The organism is Rhodobacter sp. P1_C2, assembly GCF_056406375.1.
In genome coordinates, this window is sequence record NZ_JBFUAG010000002.1 from 139046 (window position 1) to 165401 (window position 26356).

The 26356-nt window shown below is 66.7% G+C and carries 19 protein-coding genes and 1 tRNA gene; 5 read left to right on the top strand and 15 right to left on the bottom strand.

Annotation, left to right across the window (positions count from 1 at the left end; genetic code table 11):
• Window positions 1–49 precede the first annotated feature (49 nt).
• From AC1DZT_RS03450 to AC1DZT_RS03465, 4 genes are all read left to right on the top strand, one after another.
• On the top strand, window positions 50–682 hold the full coding sequence (locus AC1DZT_RS03450; protein ID WP_478005203.1) for a TetR family transcriptional regulator C-terminal domain-containing protein: 633 nt from the start codon (window positions 50–52) through the stop codon (window positions 680–682).
• An 85-nt stretch (window positions 683–767) separates the two neighbouring features.
• Window positions 768–1226, top strand: a complete 459-nt coding sequence (locus tag AC1DZT_RS03455; protein ID WP_478005204.1) for a heme-degrading domain-containing protein — start codon at window positions 768–770, stop codon at window positions 1224–1226.
• Window positions 1227–1331: 105 nt separating this feature from the next.
• The gene (locus AC1DZT_RS03460; RefSeq protein ID WP_478005205.1) at window positions 1332–1937 is read left to right on the top strand and encodes a TetR family transcriptional regulator C-terminal domain-containing protein; all 606 of its coding nucleotides are present in this window, start codon (window positions 1332–1334) and stop codon (window positions 1935–1937) included.
• A 141-nt stretch (window positions 1938–2078) separates the two neighbouring features.
• On the top strand, window positions 2079–4127 hold the full coding sequence (locus AC1DZT_RS03465) for a potassium transporter Kup (RefSeq protein ID WP_478005206.1): 2049 nt from the start codon (window positions 2079–2081) through the stop codon (window positions 4125–4127).
• A gap of 139 nt (window positions 4128–4266) precedes the next feature.
• On the opposite strand, the gene iolB is transcribed toward AC1DZT_RS03465, so the two are convergent.
• The 12 genes from iolB to AC1DZT_RS03525 all read right to left on the bottom strand — a co-directional run bounded on the left by iolB (window position 4267) and on the right by AC1DZT_RS03525 (window position 20845).
• On the bottom strand, window positions 4267–5082 hold the full coding sequence (gene iolB, locus AC1DZT_RS03470) for a 5-deoxy-glucuronate isomerase (RefSeq protein WP_478005207.1): 816 nt from the start codon (window positions 5080–5082) through the stop codon (window positions 4267–4269).
• Between the two features lie 99 nt (window positions 5083–5181).
• Entirely contained in the window at window positions 5182–7014 is a 1833-nt protein-coding gene (gene iolD, locus AC1DZT_RS03475) for a 3D-(3,5/4)-trihydroxycyclohexane-1,2-dione acylhydrolase (decyclizing) (protein WP_478005208.1), read from the bottom strand.
• Window positions 7011–8930, bottom strand: a complete 1920-nt coding sequence (locus AC1DZT_RS03480; RefSeq protein ID WP_478005209.1) for a bifunctional 5-dehydro-2-deoxygluconokinase/5-dehydro-2-deoxyphosphogluconate aldolase — start codon at window positions 8928–8930, stop codon at window positions 7011–7013. The genes iolD and AC1DZT_RS03480 overlap by 4 nt, the downstream gene beginning before the upstream one ends.
• A 127-nt stretch (window positions 8931–9057) precedes the next feature.
• Entirely contained in the window at window positions 9058–9897 is an 840-nt protein-coding gene (locus AC1DZT_RS03485) for a MurR/RpiR family transcriptional regulator (protein ID WP_478005210.1), read from the bottom strand.
• 147 nt (window positions 9898–10044) lie between these two features.
• The gene (locus AC1DZT_RS03490) at window positions 10045–11469 is read right to left on the bottom strand and encodes a trehalase family glycosidase (RefSeq protein ID WP_478005211.1); all 1425 of its coding nucleotides are present in this window, start codon (window positions 11467–11469) and stop codon (window positions 10045–10047) included.
• A gap of 90 nt (window positions 11470–11559) precedes the next feature.
• The gene (locus AC1DZT_RS03495) at window positions 11560–11874 is read right to left on the bottom strand and encodes a 2Fe-2S iron-sulfur cluster-binding protein (protein WP_478005212.1); all 315 of its coding nucleotides are present in this window, start codon (window positions 11872–11874) and stop codon (window positions 11560–11562) included.
• Window positions 11875–12018: 144 nt separating this feature from the next.
• Complete coding sequence (locus tag AC1DZT_RS03500) at window positions 12019–12231, bottom strand: hypothetical protein (RefSeq protein WP_478005213.1); 213 nt, start codon at window positions 12229–12231, stop codon at window positions 12019–12021.
• A 25-nt stretch (window positions 12232–12256) separates the two neighbouring features.
• Complete coding sequence (locus tag AC1DZT_RS03505) at window positions 12257–13474, bottom strand: acetate/propionate family kinase (RefSeq protein ID WP_478005214.1); 1218 nt, start codon at window positions 13472–13474, stop codon at window positions 12257–12259.
• A complete protein-coding gene (locus AC1DZT_RS03510; protein WP_478005215.1) occupies window positions 13471–14862 on the bottom strand; it encodes a bifunctional enoyl-CoA hydratase/phosphate acetyltransferase in 1392 nt (463 codons plus the stop codon). The genes AC1DZT_RS03505 and AC1DZT_RS03510 overlap by 4 nt, the downstream gene beginning before the upstream one ends.
• 24 nt (window positions 14863–14886) lie before the next feature.
• Complete coding sequence (gene fabI, locus AC1DZT_RS03515) at window positions 14887–15654, bottom strand: enoyl-ACP reductase FabI (protein WP_478005216.1); 768 nt, start codon at window positions 15652–15654, stop codon at window positions 14887–14889.
• Window positions 15655–15656: 2 nt separating this feature from the next.
• Complete coding sequence (locus AC1DZT_RS03520) at window positions 15657–17414, bottom strand: PHA/PHB synthase family protein (protein WP_478005217.1); 1758 nt, start codon at window positions 17412–17414, stop codon at window positions 15657–15659.
• A 137-nt stretch (window positions 17415–17551) separates the two neighbouring features.
• A complete protein-coding gene (locus AC1DZT_RS03525; protein WP_478005218.1) occupies window positions 17552–20845 on the bottom strand; it encodes a beta strand repeat-containing protein in 3294 nt (1097 codons plus the stop codon).
• A 260-nt stretch (window positions 20846–21105) separates the two neighbouring features.
• On the opposite strand from AC1DZT_RS03525, the gene AC1DZT_RS03530 reads away from it, so the two are divergent.
• On the top strand, window positions 21106–21864 hold the full coding sequence (locus tag AC1DZT_RS03530) for a heparan-alpha-glucosaminide N-acetyltransferase (RefSeq protein ID WP_478005219.1): 759 nt from the start codon (window positions 21106–21108) through the stop codon (window positions 21862–21864).
• Between the two features lie 190 nt (window positions 21865–22054).
• Here the strand turns inward: AC1DZT_RS03530 and AC1DZT_RS03535 are convergent.
• From AC1DZT_RS03535 to AC1DZT_RS03545, 3 genes are all read right to left on the bottom strand, one after another.
• Window positions 22055–22129, bottom strand: a tRNA-Asn gene (locus AC1DZT_RS03535).
• A gap of 123 nt (window positions 22130–22252) precedes the next feature.
• A complete protein-coding gene (locus tag AC1DZT_RS03540) occupies window positions 22253–23122 on the bottom strand; it encodes an MBL fold metallo-hydrolase (protein ID WP_478005220.1) in 870 nt (289 codons plus the stop codon).
• A gap of 116 nt (window positions 23123–23238) precedes the next feature.
• Window positions 23239–25881 (bottom strand): PAS domain-containing protein, encoded by a 2643-nt coding sequence (locus tag AC1DZT_RS03545; RefSeq protein WP_478005221.1) that lies wholly within the window; start codon window positions 25879–25881, stop codon window positions 23239–23241.
• Window positions 25882–26356: the final 475 nt, after the last annotated feature.

Consider the following 26356-nt stretch of genomic DNA (forward strand, 5'->3'; position numbering starts at 1 on the left):
ACGCACCATAGCCTGACCAAGCGGTCAAGAAAATTCTGATGCCCCGCCGATGACCGAAGCCCAACGCCCGATCCGCCGCACCGAAATCCGGCAGCAGAATGAAACGCTGATCCTGCAGGCGGCCGAGAAGGTCTTTGCCGAGGCCGGATTCGGCGGGGCCACGATGCAGCTGATCGCCGACATGGCCGGGCTGCCGAAGGCCAACCTGCATTACTACTTCGCCACCAAGGAAGAGCTTTACCGCCGCGTCGTGCAGGAGATCTTCGAGATCTGGCTCAAGGCCGCCGAAAGCATGGATGACGCGCCCGGACCGGCGGAAGGCATCGGCGCCTATATCGACGCCAAGATGGAAATCTCGCGCTCTCACCCCGATGGGTCGAAGGTCTGGGCCTATGAGGTGATGCATGGCGCGCCGGTGATCCAGGATTACCTGGAGACCACCTTGCGCGACTGGACGGCGGGGCGGGTGCGGCTCATCGAACGCTGGATGGACGAGGGCAAGATGGCGCGGGTCCAGCCGGAGCATCTCCTCTACATGCTTTGGGCCACGACCCAGCATTACGCCGATTTCAACCACCAGATCGCGACGCTGAACGGCGGCACCCCCCTGTCCGAGGCGCAGTGGCAAGAGGCCAAGGACAGCGTGAAGAGCATGATCCTGCGCGGGATCGGGGTGCTGTGATCCACCCGCCATATCCAAACCGGCAGAGGCCGCCTATGCTGCGCGCAAAACCATAAGCCCGCCCATCCTTCAGCCTGAGGACATCATGACCGAACTCACCATCGCCGCCCTTGAGGCCGAAGCCGCCCGCCTGATCCTGCCGAGCTTTGACGAGACGGTCGCCTGGCATCTGGGCAGCCTGCTGGTCGGTCTGGCCCAGGTGCGCGGCCTGCCGGTGGTCATCAACATCCGCTCCGCCGGGCGCACCTTCTTTCACGCGAGCCTGCCCGGATCTTCGGCCAACAATGACAATTGGGCGCGGCGCAAGTCGAATGTGGCGCTGCTGATGGGCTGCGCCTCGCTGATCGTCGGCATGAAGAATGCCGAAAAGGGCCGGACCCTTGCCGCCGAGGGCCTGGCCGAGGCCGATTATGCCGACCACGGCGGCGCCGTGCCGCTGGTCGTGGCGGGGGCCGGGATCGTCGCGGTGGCCACGGTGTCCGGCTTGCCGCAGGTCGAGGATCACAAGCTGGTGGTCGAGGGGATCCTCGCGCTGATCGCCTGAGCCGCCCCGCCAGACACCCCCACGAAACCCGTTTGCATCCCGCGCCAAACTGCGGAACTCTGCGCCAGTGCCGGAAAGTCCGGCCCGAGTGATCCGGGACCCAAGATGCTCAAAGCCAAGACACGCATCCAGGAACGCAACTCCCGCGCCATATTGGAGGCGGGGCTGGAGGTGTTTTCCGCGCAGGGGTTTCGCGGCGCGACACTCGACCAGATCGCAGAGGTGGCGGGCCTGTCCAAGCCGAACCTGCTTTATTACTTCCCCTCCAAGGATGCGGTCTATCACGCGCTTTTGGAGCATCTTCTGCAGACCTGGCTTGACCCTTTGCGCGCGATGAACCCCGAGGGCGAGCCGGTGGCCGAGATCCTCGCCTATGTGCAGCGCAAGCTGGAGCTGGCGCGGGATTTCCCGCGCGAAAGCCGGCTTTTCGCCAACGAGATCCTGCAGGGCGCGCCCCGGATGCTGGACGAGATCGAAGGCCCGCTGAAAACCCTGGTCGAGGAGAAATCCGCCGTCCTGACCCGCTGGATGAACGAGGGGCGGATCGCGCGGATGCATCCGGTGCATCTGATCTTCTCGATCTGGTCGCTGACCCAGCATTACGCCGATTTCGACGTGCAGGTCCGCGCCGTGCTCGGGCCGGGCCATGACCCCTTCGCCGAGGCGGGAAGTTACCTTGACCAGCTTTTCCGCAAGATGCTTGCGCCTTAGGAGCAAGGCCGCACTGCGGGACTTTTTGGTGACGTTTTGGCGGCGTGTCACGCCCATCTCACGCCCCGGTGAAAGGCCGTGCTGGACGCGGAGCCGGTGCGGGTGTAGCTAGCCGGTCAAATGGGGCCACAGCCACAAGTCATGATTGATAAAAGCACGACACCCGAAACGGCTTCTTCTTCGGACGAATCCCAACCGACATTGCCCGCAGCCGGGGTCAATCCCCCCGCAGGTGCGGCGAAACCGGCGGCAGGGCCGGCGGGCGGGGCTCCCGCAGGCGCCACACCGCCCGATTCCCCCAAACCGCCGCCCGCCCCGCCGGAAGACCCGCATCATCCGCCGCAGAACCTGTGGAAGCTGATTCTGGGCTCGATCGGTGTGGTCTATGGCGATATCGGCACCTCGCCGCTCTATGCCTTGCGCGAATCCCTGCATGGCGCGAAATGGGACGGCAAAAGCCCGGAAGAGGTGGTGGGGATCGTCTCGCTGCTCTTGTGGACGCTGGTTCTGATCGTCACGGTCAAATATGTGCTTCTGGTCATGCGCGCCGACAACCGTGGCGAGGGCGGCACGCTGTCGCTGGTGGCCTTGGTGCAGCAGGCGCTGAAAAAGCGGCCGGGCTGGCTGATCGCGATCGGGGTCATCGGCATCTCGCTCTTCTTCGGCGATGCGATGATCACCCCGGCCATGTCGGTTCTGTCGGCGGTCGAAGGTATGGCCATCGCCGTGCCACGGTTCTCGCCCTATGTGGTGCCGGTCACGTTGGCCATCATCATCGGGCTGTTCCTGTTCCAGGCCCAGGGCACCGAGCGGGTCTCGATCCTGTTCGGGCCGATCATGGTGGTCTGGTTCCTGACCATGGCCGTGGTGGGGTTGATCCACCTCGGCGACGACTCGCGCATCCTGGCCGCGCTGAACCCCTTGCACGCGCTGGAGTTTCTGGGGCGGCACAAGCTCGGGTCCTTCTTCGTCCTCGGCTCGGTCTTCCTTGCCGTCACCGGGGGCGAGGCGCTTTATGCCGACATGGGCCATTTCGGCCGCCGCCCGATCCGCCTGGCCTGGGCCGGGCTGGTCTTTCCGGCGCTGGCGATCAGCTATCTCGGCCAGGGCGCCTTCGTGCTGAACCATCCGGAATCGGCCTATGACCCCTTCTTCCTGATGGTGCCCAAGGCCTTCCTGCTGCCCCTGGTGCTTCTGGCGACCGCGGCCACGGTGATCGCCTCGCAGGCGGTGATCTCGGGCGCCTTCTCGATGATGCAGCAGGCGGTCCAGATGGGCCTTCTGCCGCGGCTGGAGATCCGCCACACCTCGGAAACCCAGCACGGGCAGATCTACATGCCCAAGGTCAACATGATCCTGCTTTTCGCGGTGATCTGCCTGGTGATCGCCTTCGGCTCCTCGACACGGCTCGCCTCGGCCTATGGCATCGCGGTGACGGGGGATATGGTGATCACCTCGATCCTGAGCTTCGTTCTGCTGCTGAAGGCCTGGAAATGGCCGCTGGCGGTGGTGGTGGGCATCATCGCGCCGATCCTGATGGTGGAGGCGATGTTCCTTGCCGCCAACCTCGTGAAGCTGGTCGACGGCGGCTATGTGCCGGTGGCGATTGCGGCGACGATGTGCCTGCTGATCTGGTCCTGGGTCCGCGGCACGGCGCATGTGAAGCGCAAGGCCTCGGATTCGGCGATCCCGCTGGTCAAGCTGATCGCGATGCTGGACAAGTCGCAGCCGATGGAAGTGCCGGGAACGGCGGTGTTCCTGACCCAGGACCCGGATGTGGCGCCCTCTGCCCTCTTGCACAACCTCAAGCACAACCGGGTGCTGCACAGCCAGAACTTCATCGTGACGGTGCAGGTCGCCAATACGCCGACCGTGTCGGACGACAAGCGGATCGCGATGGAGCGGTTGTCGGAGCATTTCGTCCGCGTCATCATGACCTTCGGCTATATCGAGACGCCGAACGTGCCCAAGGCCCTGTCGCTGGCGCGCAAGCGGGGCGAGAAGTTCGACATCATGACGACGAGCTTCTTCCTCAACCGCCGCACCTTCCGCTCGGCCCGGCATCAGGGCCTGCCCTTCTGGCAGGAGCGGCTTTTCATCGGCCTGTCGAAATCGGCGGCGGATGCGACGGCCTTCTATTGCCTGCCTTCGAACCGGGTGGTCGAGATGGGCCAGCAGATGGCGATCTGAACCGTCGGGCCGGAAGGCGCGCGGCGGCCCCGGCTGGGGGGCTGTCTGCCCCCCAGACCCCCCGAGGATATTTGCATCTGGATGAAATGGGAAAAGGGCGCGAGGGGGAACCTCGCGCCCTTTGTCTTTGGGGTTTGCGTCAGACCGGCGGCGCGTCGCGCTTGGCGATCCAGTCGTGGTCGGGGTCATTGGCGAAGCGCCATTTGCGCAGCGGGCCGGCCATGACGTTGAGGTAGTAAAGCTCGTAGCCATAGGGCGCGCCACAGGGGTGGTGGCCTTTCGGGACCAGAGTCACGTCGTGGTTCTTGACGCTCATCGTCTCGTCCAGGCTGCCGTCCTCGGTATAGACGCGCTGGATGGCGAAGCCCTGGGCGGGGTTGAGGCGGTGGTAATAGGTCTCTTCCAGATAGGTCATCCGGGGGAAGTCGTCCTCGTCATGGCGGTGGCTGGGATAGGAGGACCAGTTGCCCGAAGGGGTGAAGACCTCGGTCACGAGGAGCGAGCCTGCGACATCGCGGCCCTCCATCGCGATGTTGTTGACAAAGCGGGTATTGGCGCCGGTGCCGCGCGGCAGCATCGAGATGCCCTCCGGCCCGATCCTGCGCGCCGGGTAATCGCCCTGCGCCGGGGCGGTGCAGACGGCCAGCGTGCAATCGGTGGTGGCGGTGGCCTGCCACTCCACCCCGCCGGGCAGGTAGAGGCAATGCGGCGGGGTCTTCTCGAAGACCGACATCCGCTCGCCCATCTCGCCGAAATCCTGGCCCGCGCCGCTGATCCGTGCCTTGCCCTCGACCAGCACGAGGATGACCTCGCGGTCGCCGGTCACCTCGGACACGGACTCACCCGCAGCAAGCCGGTAGAGGCCGAAGCCGACGTAGCCCCAGCCTGCGCTTTCGGCACTGATGTCATGCACTTTGCCATGGATGCCGTTCGGCTTGCGCAAAAGATCGGGCATCTTCGCCTCCTTCATTGGTCCATAAATATCCCGGGGGGTCCGGGGGGCTGGCCCCCCCGGCTTGGGCTTGGTCCGGGGGGCTGGCCCCCCGGCTTAGCTTCAGTTCACCAGCGCTTGGCGCCGGATCGCGGCCTCGTAGCCTTCGCGGGCCGCGCGCACCTCGGCTCGGTCCGAGACTTCGGGCACGGCCACGTCCCACCAGGTGCCGCCGGCGCCGGTGCCCGGAACCGGGTCGGTGTCGATCACGATGACGGTCGGGATGCTGGCGCCCTTCGCCTTCTGCATCGCAGCCTCGAGTTCGGCGACCGAGCCTGCCTTGACCACCTTTGCTCCCATGGCACCGGCATGGGCGACGAAGTCGATGTTGGCCGGGTTCACATGATAGCTGTCGTCCAGCATGTTGTTGAAGGGCGCGCCGCCGGTTGCCTGTTGCAGCCGGTTGATGCAGCCGTAGCCGCGGTTGTCGGTCAGGACCACGGTGAAGGGAATGCCCATCATCACCGCCGTCGCAAGCTCCGAATTGGCCATCATGTAGCTGCCATCGCCCACCATGCAGACCACATCCGCGTCGGGCCGGGCCATCTTGATCCCCATGGCGCCGGCAATCTCGTAGCCCATGCAGGAGAAGCCGTATTCCATGTGATAGCCGGCCTGCGCCGCCCGCCACAACACGTGGAGCGCGCCCGGCATCGTCCCCGCCGCACACATGACGACCGAGGACTTGCCGGTGTTGCGCTGCACGGCGCCGATCACCTGGGCATCGGTCGGCAGGTCATTGCCCGAAGGCTCTGCCATCAGACCGTCGGTCGTGGCGAACCAGGCCGCACGCGCCGCGAAATCCGGGTCGGCGAAGCGGTGGCTGCCAAGGGCGGCGCCGATCTTCTCCAAGGCCACCCGCGCATCGGAGACAAGGGCCTGCGCCCCGCGCTTGTCCGCATCATAGCCGTGGATGTTGATCGACAGAAGCTTGCGCCCCGGGGCCGAGAAGACCGTCCACGACCCGGTGGTGAAATCCTGGAACCGCGTGCCGACGCCGATCACCAGATCCGCCTCGGCCGCCAGCTTGTTGCCGCAGCCGGTGCCGGTCACCCCGGGCGAGCCAAAGTGCAGGGGATGCTCCCAATCCACCGCGCCCTTGCCGGCCTGGCTTTCGACCATCGGGATGTTGTGCCGGGTCGCAAATTCCGCCAGTGCTGCCTCGGCGCCGGAATAGATCACCCCGCCACCGGTCACGATCAGGGGCTTCTTGGCGGCACGGATCGCGGCCACGGCGGCCTCCAGCTCGCGCTGGTCGGGCTCGAGGCGGCGGATGTACCAGACCTTCGGCTCGAAGAAGGCGACCGGATAGTCATAGGCCTCGGCCTGGGTGTCCTGGCAGAAGGCCAGGGTCACCGGGCCGCAATTGGCCGGGTCGGTCATCACGCGCAGCGCGCGCGGCAGGGCCGTCAGCAGATGTTCGGGGCGCGAGATGCGGTCGAAATAGCGGCTGACCGGCTTGAAACAATCATTGGCCGAGACACTGCCATCGTCGAAATCCTCGATCTGCTGCAGCACCGGGTCGGGCGCGCGGTTGGCGAAGACATCGCCGGGGATCAGCAGAACCGGCAGCCGGTTCACATGCGCCAGCGCCGCCGCCGTCACCATGTTCAAGGCCCCCGGCCCGATCGAGGAGGTCACCGCCATCGCCCGCCGCCGCTTCATCGTCTTGGCATAGGCGATCGCCGCATGGGCCATGGTCTGCTCGTTCTGGCCACGCCAGGTCGGCAGCGCCTGACCGATGCCGTGCAGGGCCTCGCCGATGCCGGCCACGTTGCCATGGCCGAAGATCGCCCAGACGCCTTCGATGAAACGCTCGCCCTCTTCGGTCCTCTGCACCGAGAGCCATTTCATCATCGCCTGCGCGGCGGTGAGCCGGATCGTCTGGGTGGTCATGCTGCTTCTCCCTTGCCCAAACGGGCCTCGTCCCAATAGCCGCAGAGGCGGCGGAAATTCGCGGCCATTGTGGCCACGGCGGTCGCGTCGTCAATCTTGCCGGCGATCCAGTCGCGGCCCACATCGCCATGGATGGTGCGCCCCACGGCAAAGCCCTTGACCAGCGGGAAGGGCGCCGCCAGCCGGAAGGAGGCGGCAAGCTCCTCCTCGCTCTGGCCAAGGCCGAGGATCACGATGCCCTGCACATGGGGGTCATTGGCCTCGATCGCGGCACAGGTGGCGGCCCAGGCTTCGGTGGTCTGCATCGGCTCCAGCTTCCACCAGTCGGGGAAGACCCCGATGTCATACCAGCGCTGGATCAGCCGGGCATTGGTCAGATCATCGACCGGGCCGACCTTGGAGGGGATGATTTCCAGAAGCATCTCCAGCCGGTTGCGGCGGCAGGCGGCGAAAAGGCGGGTCACGGTGTCCTCTTGCGCGGCCCGCATCTCGGGCGTGTCATCCGGGTGACAGAAGCACAGGACCTTGACCACATGATCCAAGGGCCATTCCGAGAGGCCGCCGAAATCGGGGCCGATCTCGGGCTCAAGCGTCAGGGGGCGCGAGGCGGGCCATTCGACCGGACGCCCGATCCAGAGCCCCTGCCCTTCGGCGCGGTAGAGGGCCGAGCGGCCGAGACGGCTGTCGCACAGCAGGCCGTATCCCTCGCGGCCGGCGGCAACCTCGGTCGTCACATCGACGCACAGCTCCTTGAAGGCGGCGATCTTTTCCGGCGTGGCGCCGGGGATCTCTTCCATCTGGATGCGGTGGTCATAGGCAAAGGCGCGCACTTCGGTCCAGCGCTTGCGGCGGTTGGTCGACCAATGCACCTGCTCCAGCGCCAGATCCTTGCGCAAGGCCTTGTTGACGATGCCGCGGTTGAGGAAGAACTGCAGCTCCTCCCAGCTTGGGTAAGCCGGGGTGCAGCCATGGCGGCTGACCGCGAAGGCCCCGCAGACATTGGCGTATTTCAGAGCGGTCGGCCAGGGTTCGTCATCCAGCCAGCCCTTGATCAGGCCCGACATGAAGCCATCGCCGGCGCCCAGCACGTTGAAGACCTCGATCGGAAAGCCCGGGCCGGTCTGGCCATCGTCCAGCGAATCCGGGATGTCGCCCTCGAAAGCCACGGCCCCCATCGGCCCACGCTTGCAGACCAGCGTGGCCCTGGACACCGCCCGCACCGCGCGCAAGGCGGCGATCGTGTCGGTGGAGCCGCCGGCGATGTGGAACTCTTCCTCGGTGCCGACGATCAGATCGAAGAAATGCAAGCTGGATTGCAGCTTGGCGGTGACCGCGGCGCTTTCGATGAAGCGGCTTTCGCCGTCGCCATGGCCGGCCAGACCCCAGAGGTTCGGGCGGTAGTCGATGTCCAGCGCGGTGCGCGCGCCATGCTTGCGGGCCAGCGTCAGGGCCTTCAAGACGGCACTTTCGGTGCGGGGATGCGACAGATGGGTACCGGTGGCCACGACCGAGCGGCTTTCGGCGATGAAGCCCTCGTCGATATCCGCCTCGCAGAGCGCCATGTCGGCGCAGTTTTCACGGTAGAAGATCAGCGGGAACTGCTTCTCATCCCGGATGCCGAGCAGGACCAGCGCCGTCAGACGCTCCTTGTCGGTGATGACGCCGCGCACATCGACGCCTTCCTTGGCAAGCTCCTCGCGGATGAACCGGCCCATATGTTCATCGCCGACCCGGGTGATCAGCGCCGATTTCAACCCCAGCCGCGCCGTCCCCGCCGCCATGTTGGTGGGCGAGCCGCCGATATATTTCTGGAAGGAGCCCATATCCTCCAGCCGCCCGCCAACCTGCGCGCCGTAAAGGTCGACCGAGGAGCGGCCGATGGTGATGACGTCGAGGGGTTTCCCGGTGGTTTTCATGGTTTCTCCCAAAACAGAACGGCGGAAACGGAACAGAGGTGCCAAGACTCAGCGGCTGGCGCCGCTTTTGGAATATTTATTCTATTTTTGGCGAAAGGCAAAGCGAATTCTGCGCCCTGCCCCAAGGTCAGCCGCCGCGCGCCGTGCCCACCGCCACGGCCAGCGCCATGACCATGGCCATGGTCGCGGAAAGCGAGCGGAAGGCGCCGAAATCGACCTCGGACAGGGTCAGGATCGCGTCGCTGTAGCGCGCGAGGGGCGAGGTCATCCGGTCGGTCAGCGCCACGACGGGAAGGCCGCGCGCCTTGGCGGCCTCGGCCAGGGCGATGGTCTCTTCGGAATAGGGCGCGAAGGTGATGGCCAGCACCGCATCGCCACGGCGCAGCGCCGAGCGGTGGTCAAGCCGCCCCACCGCATCATGCAGCATCGCCGGAACCGACATCTTCTCAAAGACATAGGCCAGATAACAGGCCACCGGAAAGGCGCGGCGCAGGCCGACGATATGCACGGTCTTCGCCCCGGCCAGCAGGCCCACCGCCTGTTGCAGCGCCGCCTCGTCCGCCGATTTCGCCAGCGATTCCAGCGAGAGGCGCCCGGCCTCGATGAACTCGGCCAGAAGGGCGGTCGGGCTGCCCGCCCCGCCCTGCTTGAGGTTCTTCAGCCGGGTCGAATAATCCGGCCAGCCGGGGGTATAGGCCTCGCGGAACAGGCGCTGCATTTCGGAAAAGCCCGAAAAGCCGAGGATCTGGCAAAAGCGCATCAGGGCCGAGGGCGGCACATCGGCCCCGGCGGCAAGCTCGGCCACGGTGGAGACGGCGATCCGGTCGGTGTTGGCGGCGATATAGTCGGCGCATTGCCGCAAGCGGCGCGGCAGATCGTCCAGCACGCCGGTCAAGCGGATGCGAAACTCCTCCACCGTCGTCGGGGCGGTCTGGGGAAGCGCGCCAAGGGCTGAAGTCTCGTCCATCATGTTCCTGCGCCGGTCCTGCCAAGGTTTGGAACAGGCTAACAGTCTGGAACGAATATTCCAACCAAAAATGAAATCTGGCGGTCTGGAACGCGTCTTGAACCCGTCTTGCCCGCGTCTTCCTTTCGTCTCTACGCGGGGAAGACGCTAGGCGTCGGCAAGGTCGAGATAGACGCCATTGGTCCAGCCAAAACCGTCCTGCAGGGCATATTCCCCGCCGCCCGAGGCGGCCAGCGGGTCGAGCACGTTGTACTTCTCGACGAACTTGCCCGAGGCCGCAAAGACCGCATCGCAGGTGGCAAGCCAGCGGGTGCGCAGGGCCTCGGCCAGATCCTCCATCCCATAGCGGCGCAGACCCTGGATGGCGATCCATTGCAGCGGCGCCCAGCCGTTCGGCGCATCCCATTGCTGGCCCGAGGTCACGTCCGAGGTCAGAAGACCGCCCGGCGCCAGAAGATGCACCTCCATCCATTCCGCCGCGCGTGCTGCCTGATCGGGACGGGCCGCACCGGCATAGAGCGCGAACATCCCCGCCGCCGTGGTGATCGGCACCAGCTTGCCATCGGCAATCTGGACATCGCAGAAATAACCGCGCTCCTTGTCGAAGAACCGCTGCGAAATGGCGCGGCGCCGCGCATTGGCGGCGGTGACATAGCGGGTATGGCCGGTGGCCTGGGCCAGGATCTCTTCATAACGCAACAGCAGGCAGTTGAGGTCGATGGCCCAAAGCTCGGTCGTGCGCACGGTGCCGAGGTCGGCAGGATCGGTCAGCCAGCGCGACGAGAAATCCCAGCCGCTTTCGCAGGCCGCCCGCAGGTTGCGGAAGAAATCGGGGTGGCTGCGGGCATGGTCGAGCCATGCCAGATCGGTGCCATACATCTCGATCCGCGGGCTGTTGGCATCGTCCCAATAGCGCGCGAGCCCGCCGACATTATGCGAGGAGGACATGAAATAGCGGTATTCGGCCTGCATCGCGCCGCGGTAACGGGCATAGGCCCCGGCCAGATCGCCGGTCGCGCGGCCATAATCCTGCACCATGGCGGCGAAGAAGGGCGGCTGCGAGCGGGTCAGGAAATAGCTGCGAAAGCCGTTCGGGATATGGCCGATCGTGGCGATGGCATGGGCGAAATTGTCGAGGCTGGCGCGGACCAGATCATGCTGGCCGGACCGCAGAAGCCCGAGGTGGCTGAAGTAGCTGTCCCAGTAATAGGCCTCCTGGAAGCGGCCCCCGGCGACGATATAGGGGTGCGGCAGCGGAAAGCGGGTCGAGCGTTCCTGCGGGTCGTCGGCCGGGCGGATCAGATGCGGCCAGACCGCGGCGAGATGGTCCTGCGGGGCATGGGCAGGGTTGGTGCGGTAGGCGGAGGCGCCCGCCGCGACCGGGCGGAACCAGCGGGCGAAGAAGGCGGCAAGGTCGGGCGTGCCCGCCGCTTTGGCCTCGTCATAGGCGGCGAGGATCTCGCCCGCCGGGGCCAGAAGCACCGCGTCGGCGATCACCTTCTGATCCGGCCAGAGGCCGGAGGTCTGCAGATCGACAAACAGCCCTTTCAGGCTTTGGTCCAGATATTCCATTGGCCCCCCCGATCTAAAGCGCTTTGGGTGTGATCCACCTCGGGGCTTGCGTCAAGGATTCGGCTTGGCCGGGGCCATGGGGGCGCGGTTTCAGGCCTCGGGGACCGTGACGCGGATGCCGTCGAGCGCCGCACTCATCCGGATCTGGCAGGAGAGGCGCGAACAGGGCTGGCGTTCGGCATCGGTGCTGTCGAGCATGTCATCCTCCATCGTGCCCGGGCCGCCGGTCTTCGCGAACCAGTCGGGCGCCACCACGACATGGCAGGTGGCGCAGGCGAGCGCCCCGCCGCATTCGCCGATGATGCCGGGGATGGCGCGGGCAGTGGCGGCCTCCATCAGGGAGGTGCCGGGCTTCACATCCAGGGTGATCTCGCGCCCGTCGTGCAGGGTCCAGGTGGCTTTCATGTGTCGTCTCGTCCAGAAAAGGGCCCCGGCCTTGGCGGCGGGGGCGTTGCGCGGCCGCCCCGGCAGGCTGTGTCCCTGGGGCGGTCTCTGGACATTTCGCGCCGGCGCCGCCCCTTGTTACAGGGGGGCTTGGGCGGGGGGCGCTTACTTCGGCTCTTCCGCCTTCTTGGCGGCGGCGGCGGCTTTCATGCGGGCCAGCAGCTCTTCCTTCGTCATGCGCAGGTTGAGCGGCGCGCCAGGGGCGCCCTTGGCCTTGTGGCCCTGGACGCGCGGCGTGTTCTTGTCCGCCCGCGGGTAGCCAGATTTGCTGTAATCCATCGTGATCTTCCCTTGGCTGCCTATCAAGCCGCCGCTCATGCCTGAAACCGGGGCCTTCCGCAAGTCAGGCTTGCGGGGCCTGCAGAAGGCAGCGGAGGGCGCGTGCGATGGGAAGCTCTTCGTTGGTGGGCAGGACGAGGGCGGTGACCGGGCTGTCGGCGCGGCTGATCACCCCCTGCCCCGCCGCATTCCGCCTTGGGTCCAGCGCCAGCCCGAGCCAGCCGAGCCGGGTGCAGATGCCGTCGCGCACCCGGGCGGAGTTCTCGCCGATGCCCGCGGTGAAGACCAGCGCATCGAGGCCGCCGATGGCGGGCAGCAGGGCAGCGATCTCGCAGGCGGCGCGGTGGCAGAAGAGGTCGATGGCGAGCTGTGCCGCGGGTTCCGGGCTCTCCTCCAGCACCCGCATGTCGCCGCTGAGGCCCGAGACGCCGCGCAGGCCGGAGTGTTTGTAAAGCAGGGTCTCGACCTCTCCCGCGGTCATCCCGCGCTGCTGGATCAGGTGGAGGATGACGCCGGGGTCGATGCTGCCGCAGCGTTCCCCCATCATGAGCCCGTCGAGTGCGGTGAAGCCGGTGGAGCTGGCCTGACTGCGCCGCCCCAGCAAGGCGCAGGCGCTGGCGCCATTGCCCAGATGCGCCACGACCACCCGCCCCTCGGCCCGCGCGCCAAGATGGGCGGGCAGTTCGCCGGCGATATAGTCGTACGAAAGCCCGTGAAAGCCATAGCGCAGGATGCCCTCCTCGGTCAGCTGCCGTGGCAGGGCGAAGATCTGGTGCAGGCGGGGCTGGCTGCGGTGAAAGCTCGTGTCAAAGCAGGCGACTTGCGGCAGGTCCGCGGCCCATGCGGTGCAGGCGCGGATGCAGGCGAGGCTGAAGGGCTGGTGCAGCGGGGCGAGCGGGACAAGGGCGGTCAGATCGGCAAGCACCGCGGGGGTGACAAGCGCCGGGCCGGTATGGGTCTGCCCGCCATGCACCACGCGGTGGCCGATGCCGCGCAGGGTGATCCCGGCATGATGTGCGGCGATCCAGTCGAGAAGGCCCTTGATCAGCGCCGCCAGCCCGGCATCGGGGGCGATCTGCGCGAGGGCGCCGGGGTCCAGCGCCCTGCCCCCGGCATCCTCGGCCCGGAACTGCGGCGTGGAGCCTATGCCCGCGATCTTGCCCCGGATCAGCGCCGCAGCCTCGGCAAGAGGGTAGAGCGCGAATTTCAGGCTGGAGGAGCCGGCATTCAGGATCAGGAGGCCCTCGGTCTGCGGTTCTGCCGCCGGGACGGACGCGCTCATCCCGCTTTGCCCTGCGGGCGGGCGATGTAGATCTGCGCCAGGGCGCAGGAGGCGAGGCGGGTCAGCGTGTCATCGGCGCGGCTGGTCAGGATCACCGGCACCCTTGCGCCGATCACGATGCCCGCGGCCTCGGCCCCCGCCAGATAAATCAGCTGCTTGGCCATCATGTTGCCGGCCTCCAGATCGGGCGCCACGAGGATATCGGCCTGCCCCGCCACGGCGGAGGTGATGCCCTTGGTTGCCGCCGAAGCCATCGAGATCGCATTGTCGAAGGCCAGGGGCCCGTCCAGCACCGCCCCCTTGATCTGCCCGCGCTCGGCCATCTTGCACAGCGCCGCGGCATCGATTGTGGAACTCATCGCCGGGTTCACCGTCTCCACCGCCGAAAGGATCGCGACTTTCGGCAGGGCAATCCCCATCGCATGGGCCAGATCGACGGCGTTCTGCACGATGTCGCGCTTGGTCGGAAGATCGGGGGCGATGTTGATCGCGGCATCGGTGATGAAAAGCGGCTTGGGGTAATGCGGCGCGTCGAGCACATAGATATGGCTCATCCGCCGGTCGGTTCTGAGGCCAAGGGTCTTGTCGACGATGGCGGCCATCAGCTCGTCTGTGTGCAGGCTGCCCTTCATGATGGCCTGGGCGCGGCCCTCATGCACCAGCGCCACGGCGCGGGCGGCGGCGGCATGGCTGTGGGGGGTGTCGATCAGCTCGACCCCGGTGAGGTCACGACCTGCGGCGCGGGCGGCGGCCTCGATCTTGGCGCGGGGGCCGACCAGCAGGGGCAGGATCAGCCCGGCCTCTGCCGCCTCCATCGCGCCGGCAAGGGCGGCGTCGTCGCAAGGGTGGACGACGGCGACGGTGACCGGCGCGCGCACCCGGGTCGCGTCGATCAGCGAGCGGTAGAGCGCCCCGGTCTCGTGTAGATGGACCTCTGGCAACAGGGTGCGCGGGCGGCGGACCTTGACGGTGGGGGCCACCACCTCGGCCTGGCCCGCGATCACCACCTTGCCTGCCTGATTGGTGCAGGTGCAGTTCAGCGTCAGGCGGTTCTTCGGTTCCTTCGCCGTCACCTCGACCCGCACGGTGATCGTATCGCCGACCGAGACCGGCGCGTCAAAGCGCAGGCTCTGGGTGAGGAAGATCGTCCCCGGCCCCGGCAGTTCGGTGCCCAGAACCGCCGAGATCAGCGCCCCGCCCCACATGCCATGCGCGATGATGCGGTGGAACATGTCGGTCTTGGCATAGTCGGCATCGACATGGGCCGGGTTCACATCGCCCGAGACGACGGCGAAAAGCTCGATGTCGCGGGGTTCCAGCTGGCGGACCAGTTGGGCGGCGTCACCGACCGCGATCTCGTCATAGGTCTTGTTCTCGATATACTGCATCTTCAGGCCTTTTCTGTCAGGGGATCAGGCCAGAACATGCATTCCGGCATCGACATGGATCACGTCGCCCGAGACGTTGCGCCCGGCATCGCTGGCCAGAAAGGCCGCCATGGCGCCGACATCGGCGATGCTGACCAGATCGCGCAAGGGGGATCGGGTGCGGGCCGCCTCGATCAGGTCGTCGAAATGGGCGATGCCGGAGCCGGCGCGGGTCTGCAGCGGGCCGGGCGAGATGGCGTTGACGCTGATCCGCTTCGGCCCGAGCTCGGCGGCCAGAACCCGCACCGTGCTTTCCAGTGCGGCCTTGACCGGGCCCATCAGGTTGTAATGATCGACCACCTTTTCGGCGCCGTAATAGCTCATGGTCAGGATGGCGCCGCCTTCGGTCATCAGGGGTTCGGCCAGCCGGGCGAGGCGGATCAGGGAATGGACCGAAATGTCCATCGCAAGGCCAAAGCCCGCGGCAGAGCTGTCGGTGACGCGGCCATGCAGATCCTCGCGCGGGCAGAAGGCGATGGAATGGACGAGGCAATCCAGCCTTCCCCATCTTTCGGCGATGGCGGCAAAGACCGCTTCCATGGCGCCTTCGGTCTGCACGTTCATCGGCAGGACCAGGGCCGCGCCAAGCCTTGCTGCGACCGGCTCGACATGGGGGCGCGCCTTCTCGTCGGCATAGGTCACGACCAGGGTCGCCCCGGCTGCCGCCAGGGCCTCGGCGCAGCCGGTGGCGATGGAGTCCTCGTTGGCGACGCCGACGATCAGCGCCACCTTGCCTGTCAGGGAAAATGTCATGGTCATTCCTGCATCACATAAGTGCCCGGCGCCGCGCAGAGCGCCCGGTATTTGCCAGAGGCCTGCCCCAGCGGCGGCGGGTCCACCGGCGGAGATGAGCGCGCGTCGAGCCAGTCCGACAGCGCCTGCCACCAGGAGCCGGGGCGTTCGGGGCTGGCCGCCGCCCAGGCCTCGCCATCGCGGTAGGGTGCGCCGACCTTGGTCGTGTTGACCCGGTAATGCCGGTTCGGATGGCCGGGCGGTGCTACGATGCCGGCATTGTGCCCGCCGCTGGCCAGAACGAAGGTCACCTCGGTATCGGCCAGAAGATGCAGCTTGTAGACCGATTTCCACGGCGCGACATGGTCCTCCTCGGTGCCGACGGCAAGCACCGGCGCCGTGATGTCCGAGACGGTGACCAGCCCGCCCCCCGCCCGATAATGGCCGGCGGCGAGTTCGTTGCGCAAGAACAGCTGGCGCAGGTATTGCGCATGCATCGTCGCGGGCATCCGCGTGCCATCGGCATTCCAGGCCAGAAGGTCGAACATCTTCACCGGCTGCCCCATCAGGTAATCATGCACGTTCTTCGACCAGATCAGATCCGCCGAACGTAACAATCTGAAGGCACCGCCCATCTGATCGGTGGCCAGATAGCCCTGTTGCCACATCATGTCTTCCAGATAGCTGACCTGCGCCTCGTTGATGAACAGCGTCAGCTCGCCCGCTTCGCTGAAATCGGTCTGGGCGGCGAGCAGGGTCAGGGTCTTGAACCTAGCATCGCCATCGCGGGCCATCGTCGCCGCCGCAATCGCAAGAAGGGTGCCGCCCAGGCAATAGCCAAGCCCATGCACCGCCCCCTGCCCGGTGATGGCGGTGACCGCCTCCAGCGCCTCCATCACGCCGAGGCTGCGGTAATCCTCCATCGACAGGTCCGCATCCCCGGCCCCGGGGTTCAGCCAGGAGATCATGAAGACGGTATAGCCCTGCCCGACCAGGTAGCGGACCAGCGAGTTTTCCGGTGAGAGATCAAGGATATAGTATTTCATGATCCAGGCCGGAACCATCAGGATCGGTTCGGGGCGCGTGGTTGCGGTGGTGGGGGCATATTGGATCAGCTCGATCAGGCGGTTGCGGAAGACCACCTTGCCGGGGGTCACCGACAGATCGCGGCCGACCTGAAAGGCCTCGGCCCCGTCGGGGCGCTGGTGGCGCAGGGCATGGGCGATGTCCTGGGCCAGGTGCCCCGCGCCGCGGATCAGGTTCATGCCGCCTTCCGCGGCGGTGGCCTGCAGGACCTCGGGGTTGGTCAGCGGAAAGTTGGCGGGCGAGACGGTGTCGAGCATCTGGCGCATCACGAAGGCCGCCACCTTCTCATGCGCCTCGGTCACGCCGGGGACGGTGGTCAGGGCCTGATCCCACCAGCGTTCCTGCGCGAGAAAGCCCTGCGCCATCAGGTTGAAGGGAAAGCCTTGCCAGGAGGGGTCGGCAAAGCGGCGGTCGCCGGGCTGGGGCTGGGCCACAGGCACAGCCTCGGCGCCGAGGGAGGCCTGCGCGCCATAGCGGGCAAGCTCGGCGCCCATCCGCAGCGCCTGGCCCGCCAGCGCCATCTGGGTGCCGGGCGCGGTCGCCAGATGCTCGGCCCAGTCGGTGAAGGCCTGGGTCAGAGCCGATGGCGCGATGCCAAGCGTCATCCGCGCCATCATGGCGTGAAAGGCCTTGTCGATCACGGCATGGGCCGCAAGGGTCGGCACCTTCGCAGCTTCGGAAACTGGGGCGGGCATGGCGGGCTCCCTTCTGGAGAAGATGCAGAGACCCGCGCGGGGGCGACCTGCTTGTCGCCCCAGATTGCCCTTCTTGCCGCGCCGCGGCGTTGATCTGGATCAGACCGGGCGGAGGGATTGCCGCCGCCCGGACCGGATCAGAGGTTGAAATCGGCCGCGGTATAGGCCGAAGCCAGCACGCCGCCATCGGCGATCAGGATGACAACCTCGAAAGCCGCGTCATTGTCGGTGTTCAGGCGCACCAAAGTATCGGTGCCGCTGTCGACGACCGACAGCCCGCCAAGCCCGGTCGAGCCGAAGATGAAGCTGTCGTTGACGCCCAGATTGCCATCGGCATCGATCGCCGAGACGTCGATGAGGTCGCCCTTGCCAGCGCCCGCCGACTCGAAATCGGTGATGCGGTCCGGAGTCAGCGTGTTCGAGGAGCTGAGCGTGTCGAAGACGAAGGTGTCGCGCCCGATGCCGCCGGTCAGCTGGTCGACCCCGGCGCCGCCCACGATCACATCCGCCCCGGCGCCGCCGTCGATCGAGTCATTGCCGCCAAGGCCGGTCAGCGTGTCGTTGCCCTGATCGCCGCGCAGCGAATCCGCCCCCGAGGCCGCCGTGATGCTGTCATTGCCGCCCCCGCCATAGCCAAAGATCGTGGCGCTGAACCCGGTGTTGAAGCTGATCTTGTCGTCGCCAGACGAGCCCTGCAGCGAGAAATACGAGGTCAGGCCGGAGGAAAGCGTGATCGCAGCCGTGCCACCGACCGTCAGCCGGACCGCGGCGCCGGTATAGCCGACCCCATAGCCCTGAACGAGCGAGAAGCTGTTGAGCTGCGCCGCCGTCAGCATCACCGTGCCATTGGTCGCCAGCGTCTCGAACCCGGTGACCTTGCTGCCGGTGATGTCATAGCCATTCTCGAAGCGCAGCGTGTCATTGCCCAGACCGCCGTCCAGCAGCGCGGGCAGGCTCTCGGCCACGGCGACGAGGTCGTTGTTGTTGCCGCCATAGACGCTGTCGCCCAGCCGGGCGACCAGCACGTCATCCCCGACCCCGCCGACGATGGAATCGATGCCAGTGCCGCCGTCGATCGTGTCATTGCCGTTCTGGCCGTTCAACACGTCGTCGCCATTGCCGCCATCGATGGAATCGTTGCCGTTGTAGCCGAAGATGCTGTCGTTGCCGTCCTCGCCGCGCAGGCTGTCATTGCCCGAGGCCGCGGTGACGCTGTCATCGCCGCCGCCGGTATAGGCATAGATGATGCCGGTATAGGCCGGGCCGAAGGTCAGGATATCTGCATCCGAAGAGCCGGTCAGGCTGAAATAAGAACTGAGCGAGGCGGCCAGGTTGATCGTGGCGGTGCCGCCTTCGGACAGGGTGACGCCGGCGCTGGTATAGCCCGCGTTATAGGCGGAGACCGTGGTGAAAAGCCCAAGCTGGGTCGCGGTCATCGTGTCGTTGTTGTTGAGGTTCAGCTGCTCGATCCCGGTGATGGTCGAACCGGTGATGTCGTAGTTGCCCTCGAAGCGCAGGATATCGAAATTGGCGCCGCCATCCAGCGTGGCGGGGTAATTGTCGTTGACCGACAGAAGGTCGTTGTTGGCCCCGCCATAGGCGCTGTCCCAGAAGCGCAGGATCAGAAGGTCGTCGCCATTGCCGCCATAGAGCGAATCCACCCCGGTGCCGCCATCGAGGCTGTCATTGCCGAGCGAGCCCGCCAGCGTGTCGTCGCCATCGTCGCCGCGCAGGCTGTCATTGCCGCTGGAGGCGAGGATGCTGTCATTGCCGCCACCCATCGCGACATTGACCGCGCCGAGATAGCCGCCGGTGAAGGTCAAGGCATCGGCCTCGGCCGAGCCGGTGATGGCGATATAGCTCGACACGGAGGCCGCCACGGTGACATTGGCCGATCCGCCATGGGTCAGGTTCAGGGTCGCCGTGGTATAGGCCGGGCTGTAGCCCGCGACCGTGGCGAATTGCGCCAGCTGCGCCGTGGTCAGCGAGGTGGTGGCATAGGCGTTCAGCTGCTCGAACCCGGTGATCGTGGTGCCGGTCAGATCGAAGCTGTTCTCGAAGCGCAGCGTGTCATTGCCGGTGCCACCGTCCAGCGAGGCCGGCATGTTGCCGCTGAGCGAGAAGAGGTCGTCGCCGAGCCCGCCCAGAACGGTGTCGCCGTAGCCCGCGATCAGGAAGTCATTGCCCGCGCCGCCGTTGACCGAATCCGCGCCGCTGCCGCCGTCGATGGAATCGTCGCCGTTCATCCCCAGCAGCGTGTCATTGCCCGTCTCGCCCCGGATGCTGTCGGCCCCGCCCGAGGCCGTGACAGAGTCGTTGCCGCCGCCCATATAGGCGTAGATCCTGGCGTTGTAGCCGGGGGCGAAGGTGATCAGGTCAGCCTGCGACGATCCGGTCAGCGCGAAGTAATTGCTCAGCGTCACCGACAGCGTCACATCGGCCGTGCCGCCCTGGGTCAGCGTCACCCCCGCCGTGGTGTAATTGGTGTCATAGCCCGAAACCTTGGTGAACTGATCCAGCTGCGCCGCGGTCATCATCGCGTTGCTGCCCGCCAAGAGCTGCTCGAACCCCGAAAGGGTGGCGCTGCTGATGTCATAGGCGCCCTCGAAGCGCAGCATGTCGACATTGGCCCCGCCGGCGAGGATGGCCGCGCCATTGCCCGCGATCGAGATCAGGTCGTCGCCATTGCCGCCCGCAGCAGTATCGGCGCCATAGACGATGAGGTAATCATTGCCGTCGCCGCCCAGCATCGAATCCGCACCGACGCCGCCGTCGATGGAATCGTTGCCGCCAAGCCCGGCCAGCGTATCGCTGCCATCCTCGCCGCGCAGGGAATCGTTGCCGCCGGCCGTGGTCACCTTGTCGTTGCCAAGGCCCATATAGGCATAGATCGTATGGCCATAGCCCGGATCGAAAGTGATCCGGTCCGCCATCCCCGACCCGGTGAGCGAGAAGTAATTGGTCAGGGTGGAAGAGAGGACCACCGTCGCCGTGCCCCCTTCGCTCAGCGTGATCCCCGCCGAGGTATAGCCGGCGTTATAGCCCGAGATCAGCTGGAAGCTGGCCATCTGGGCGGTCGTCATCACCGCCGTGCCGGCAATCCAGGCCTGTTGCAGGTTGACGAGGGTGGAAGACGAGATGTCATAGCCGCCCTCGAAGCGCAGGATATTGGTGCCCGTGCCGCCATCCAGCACCGAAGGCCCGTCGCCCCCGACCGACAGCGTGTCGTCGCCGTCGCCGCCATAGGCCAGATCATCGGTCCGCGTCCACAACAGGTCATTGCCCGTGCCGCCGTAGAGCGTGTCGATGCCGCCATAGCCGCCGTCAATCGAATCGTCCCCGCCCAAGCCGGAGAGCTCGTCGTCCCCGCTTGTCCCGAAGATGGAATCGTTGAGGTCGGAAATTGCCAGTGAAGAAGATGCAAATGCCATCAGTCAGCCCCCGGAAAGGTGAGAAAAAGTGATCAATTACGTCGAAATTAAGGAACTCTAACAGCGCGGGTGATTCGTCGCCAGAGAGATCACCAGCGCAAAATCCGGAAACCAGCGCAACTTCCGGCTGGCCGGAATGCGCCGAAGGGCGGTTCACGCTAGGCGGTGCCGCGAACGCCGCCGCTTCGCCCTGTTCCTGCCACCGGCCCCGCCCTATAGACGCCCTATAGACTAGGCGTGCAAGCTCGGAGGCCGCGGCGATGACAGAGGCGAGACTGGACCGCGCCACGGCGCCGCGCGGCGCGCGGATCATCGGCCTCGACCTTGCGCGATCGGCCCTTCTGGTCGCGATGGCGGTGTTTCATACCGCCAAGGATCTGGAGATGTTCGGCCTGATCCCGCCGGGGACCACCTTCAGCGGCGGCTGGCCGATCTTTGCCAAGACCGTGGCGGCGGGGTTCCTGTTCCTCGTCGGGGTCGGCCTGCAGCTCGGCCATGGCGCGGGCATCCGCTGGACGCCGTTCTGGCGCAGGCTGGCGAAGATCGTGGCGGGTGCCGGCCTCGTCACGCTGGCCACGCGGATCGCCCTGCCGCAGGGATTCGTCTTCTTCGGCATCCTGCATTCGATCGCCGTGGCGAGCGTGCTGGGCCTGGCCTTCCTGCGCCTGCCCGCCCTCCTCACCCTCGCCGTGGCGGGCGTGGTCTTCGTGGCGCCGCAGGTCTACCATTCCGCCGCTTTCGATCCGGTCTGGCTGCAATGGATCGGCTTTGCCGACCGCCTGCCCCGCACCATCGACTTCGAGCCGGTCTTCCCCTGGTTCGCCCCCTGCCTTCTGGGCATCGCCGCTGCAAAGATCGCACGCAGCCTTACCCCCCGGCGTGTCACCGCCCCCCGCAGCGAACCCTCTGCGCTTCTGCGCCGCCTCGCCTGGCCCGGACGCCACGCGCTGGCGGTCTATCTGATCCACCAGCCGGTCCTGCTGGCGATCCTCTGGCTGGGCATCAAGCTTTTTCGCTGAACCACGCCCGACGGTGCGCGCAGGACTGACGCGCCCAGCTGATTGCAAAGACATATCAGCAGGTTGCAGGCCGAAGCTCACACACGCGCTGAAGAGCGCATCCTGGGTCAGAACGGGGATTTTCAGGGGATCTTGCCAGTTTCCTCCACGGAGAACCAAGGTGTATCACCTTGATTCTCCTGGAAGAAGTTGGCTCCGGCGGTAGGGATCGAACCTACGGCCAGCTGATTAACAGTCAGCTGCTCTACCGCTGAGCTACGCCGGAACATGGGGGTCCTATAGCAAGGGTGTTTGGGGGCGGCAAGGGGGGAGCGGGGGAAAAATGCGCGGGGCGACAACTTCTTGTCTGCGTCTTGCGGTTTGGGCCGTCCTTGGCGCGCGGCGCGGGTCAGGTCCTGTGGAAGCGCGCCTGCGCCAGGGGGCCCGGCCCGGCGGCGACTTCGCCGCGGGCCACAAGGTCGATCAGATGGGCCAGCACATTGCGCGTGGCGGCCGGGATCAGCGCTGGCGGCGTGGTGGTGTAGATGCGCCGCGCCAGCCCTTCCGCCGTATCGGGCCCCGCCGCCAGCGCCGCCAGAACCGAGGCCTCGCGGCCCTTGCGGTGGGCGATCAGCTCGGCCAGGCGCGCGGCGGGATCGGCGATCACCTCGCCATGACCGGGCAGGAAGCGGTCCCAGTCGCGCGACGCCAGAAGCTTCAGCGAGTGCATATAGGCCGCCATATCCCCCTCGGGCGGCGAGACGATCGAACTGGACCAGCCCATCACATGATCGCCCGACAAAAGCGTCTGCCCGAGCGCGAGGCTGATATGGCCGCCCATATGGCCGGGGGTATGGATCACCTCGATCATCATCCCAGCCAGATCCAGGATCTCGCCATCCGCCACCCTCCGGTCAGGGGCAAAGCCCGTGTCGCTGCCCTCGCCCCCGGTCAGCCCCTCTTCGGCCAGGCGCAGCATCAGGGGCGACAGGCCGGCCCTGGCATCGCCAAAGGCCAGAACCTCGGCCCCGGTCATTGCGGCGATGCGCGGGGCCAGGGCGGAATGGTCAAGATGGGCATGGGTGACGAGGATCGCCGCAAGCTTCGCGCCATTCAGGGCCTGCAGCAGCGCCTCCTGATGGCTTTGCAGATCGGGGCCGGGATCGACGAGGACCAGCCCCGTCTCGGGCCGGCCCAGAAGATAGCTGTTGGTGCCGGTTCCGGTGAAGCCTCCCGGATTGTCGGCGCGCAGCATCCGGATCGGCGGGGAGGAGGTCATCGGGCAGGCTCCGCAAAAGGGCTGTTCAGGGCCTTGGCCCCGCCCGCAGGATTGCGCGCGCGCCGCGCCACCTCAAGGCCAAAGTCGGGGCAAGGCGGCGCGGCTCTGGCCGGGTCTCAGGCCCCGGCGCCCGAATGGCCCTCTGGCGACGGCGCCCAGGCGCTGCTGCGCCGGCTTGGGCCTGATGCGAAGACCTCCTGCAGCTTTTCGGCCAGATCGCGCAGCTGGTAGGGTTTGGCGAGGAACCGCACCCCTTCGTCCAGCCTGCCGTTGTGGATGATCGCATTTTCCGAATAGCCCGAGGAAAACAGCACGCGCAGGCCGGGAAACTCGGCCAGGGCCAGTTCGGCAAGGTCGCGCCCGCTCATGCTGCCGGGCATCACGACGTCGGAAAACAGCAGTTGCACATCCGACCGGCTGCGCAGGATCGCCATGGCCTCCTCGCCGGTTTCGGCCTGGCTGGCGCGGTAGCCCAGCCGTTCCACCATCGCCACGACGAAGCGGCGCAGCTGCGGGTCGTCCTCGACCACCAGCACATGCTGGCCCTTGCCGAGGGCGATGCCGCCCGCCGTGACCGGTGGTGCGGCCGCAAGCCTGCCCTTGCTGCGCGGCAGGAAGAGCGAGACCGTGGTGCCGATGTTGACCTCGGAATAGACCCTGGCATGGCCGCCCGACTGCTTGGCAAAGCCCCAGACCATCGACAGGCCAAGGCCCGAGCCCTTGCCCAGGGGCTTGGTGGTGAAGAAAGGGTCGAAGGCCCGCGCCAGCACATCGGCCGTCATGCCATGCCCGGTGTCGGTGACATCGATCCGAAGGAACTCGCCCGGGCGCGCCTCGGGGTCGGACATCCGGTAGCTGTCGTCGATCACCCAGGGGCGGCTTTCGATGGTGATCCGCCCGCCCTCGGGCATCGCATCCGAGGCATTGACGCAGAGGTTGAGCAGCGCGGCGTTCAGCTGGGTCGGGTCGGCCTCGACCAGCCAGATATCGGGGGGAATCACGGTTTCCAGCTTGACCCCGGCCGGCAGGGTGCGGCGCAGCAACCCGTCCATCTCGGCAAAGACCGCCGCGATGTCGAGCGGGCGCGGCGTCAGCGGTTGCTGGCGGGCAAAGGCCAGAAGGCCCGAGGTCAGCTCGGCCCCGCGCCGCGCCGCGATGGCGACGTTGCGGGCCAGTTCGCGCTGCGCGGCGCCCAGGGTCGCATCGCTTTCCATCAGATCGGCGCTGCCGAGGATCACGGTCAGCAGGTTGTTGAAATCATGCGCGACGCCGCCGGTCAGCTTGCCGATCGCCTCGAGCTTCTGGCTCTGGCGCAGGCGGTCCTGGGCCGCGTATTCCTCGCTCACATCCTCGATGCCGCCGATGACCTGCAGGGCCTGGCCCGCGTCGTCCCGCAGAGAGATCATCCGCTCGCGGACCCGGGCATAGGTGCCATCGGCGCGGGCAAAGCGGTATTCCAGCTTGGCATAGCGTTCGGTCCCGCCGACGAAGTTCAGGAATTCGCTGCGGGCGCGTTCGCGGTCCTCGGGATGGACCAGCGGCTCCCAACGGGTCAGGGCGGGTTGCGGGTCGGACCAGTCATGGCCGAAGGTCTTGGCCATGCCGTCGGAATAGCGGAAGGTGCCCGCCGCCACGTCATATTCATAGACCGCATTGGCCGCGACCTCGACCACGGCATGAAGGCGCGCCTCCTCTTCGTGCAGCGCGGTCACATCGACGATGGAGCCGACGATGCGGATCGGCCGGCCCGCCTCGTCCCGGGTGATCTGGGCGCGGTCGATGACGCTGTAAAGCGCCCCCGCCGCGCCCTGCAGCCGATAGCGGATCTCGTAGCGCGGGGCATCGCCCTTCAGCGCCTGCTCGCGTTGGTGCAGGTAGGAGGGGCGGTCGGCCGGGGCGATCAGATCGACCCAGGCCGCCGGATGGCGCGAGACCATCGTCGGGTCATGGCCATAGCGGTTCTTCAGCGACTCGTTGAGCCAAAGATAGCCCGCCTCGAGGTCCAAGCTGTAGATCACGTCCTGGGCCGCGGCGGCGGTCTGGCTGAACATCAGCTCCACCTTGCGCAGTTCGGACACATCGGTCAGCGTCGAGATCGAGCGCGCCACCGTCCCGTCCGGCCGCCGGAAGAATCGGGCGCGGTCCAGCACGGTGACATAGCTGCCGTCGCCCTTGCGCATCCGGTATTCATCGACCCATTCCGCCGCCGTCCCGCGCCGCGCCGCCGTATGGCTGGCCATGATCCGCGCCTGGTCGGCCGGATGCACCAGATCGAACCAGCGTTCCAGCACATCGGGCTGCACCAGCGGTGCATGGCCGAAGGTCAGGGTGAAGGCCTGGCTCCACCAATGTTCGTTGCGGTCGAAGTCGAGAAGGAAGATCACCTCCCGCGTCGCCGAGGTGGCAAGGTTGAACCGCTCGATCGCCGAGGTATGGGCCGAGATATCGGTGATGACGCAGAGATAGCGCTGCTGGTCGGCATCGGGCAGGGCAATCGCCGCGCCGAAGATCGACACGGTCAGCATCTGCCCCGAGGCGCGTGACAGCCGGGCCGAGATCTGGAAGCGCGGCTGCCGTCGCGCCTCGGCCTCGTAAAGCGCCTGCAGCACATGCGCCCGGTCGTCGGGATGCAGGAAGGCCACGAGTTCGGCCAGCCCCGCCGGCGCCGCCCGCCGGTCCTCTGCCTTCCAGACCCAACCGGCCGAGGGCTCGATTTCCAGAAGCAATGGCAGATCCGAGGCGATGTAATTCCGTGACACGCGTCGACACTCCCCCGTCCCCGGCCCGAAATTGCCCACCGTCAAAGGCGAGCACGTCCCGGCCCCCACTCTACCTTGGCGCGAAACGCCCCGGGGCGCAAAGCCGTTCTGCGCCAGCCTTGCGTTTTTCTGCCCGCCCTTGCGCTTTGTGCAAATACTCCGGGGCACGGGGCAGCGCCCCGCCCTGGCCCCGGGCGACCGAGGGTGCAGTAGGATGGGCGATCCGCCCATCTTGCCCGCCCTGACGCCGGACCGACCGGAAGCCCCCTGCGCAGGACGCCCAAGAGACAGGCAATCAGCCCGCCCTTTCACCACGATCCGCCCCGACGCCGGGTTTCACCAGACGGAAGAGTCGCACGAGGCCAGAAGGCCGGGACGCGGCGGGCCGGAAAGGCGTAGGATAAGGTCATACCGCCCAGGGTGAGATCGGCCCAATCCCCCTGCGCCATCGCCGCGCAGGCCGCGCCCTGCCCCA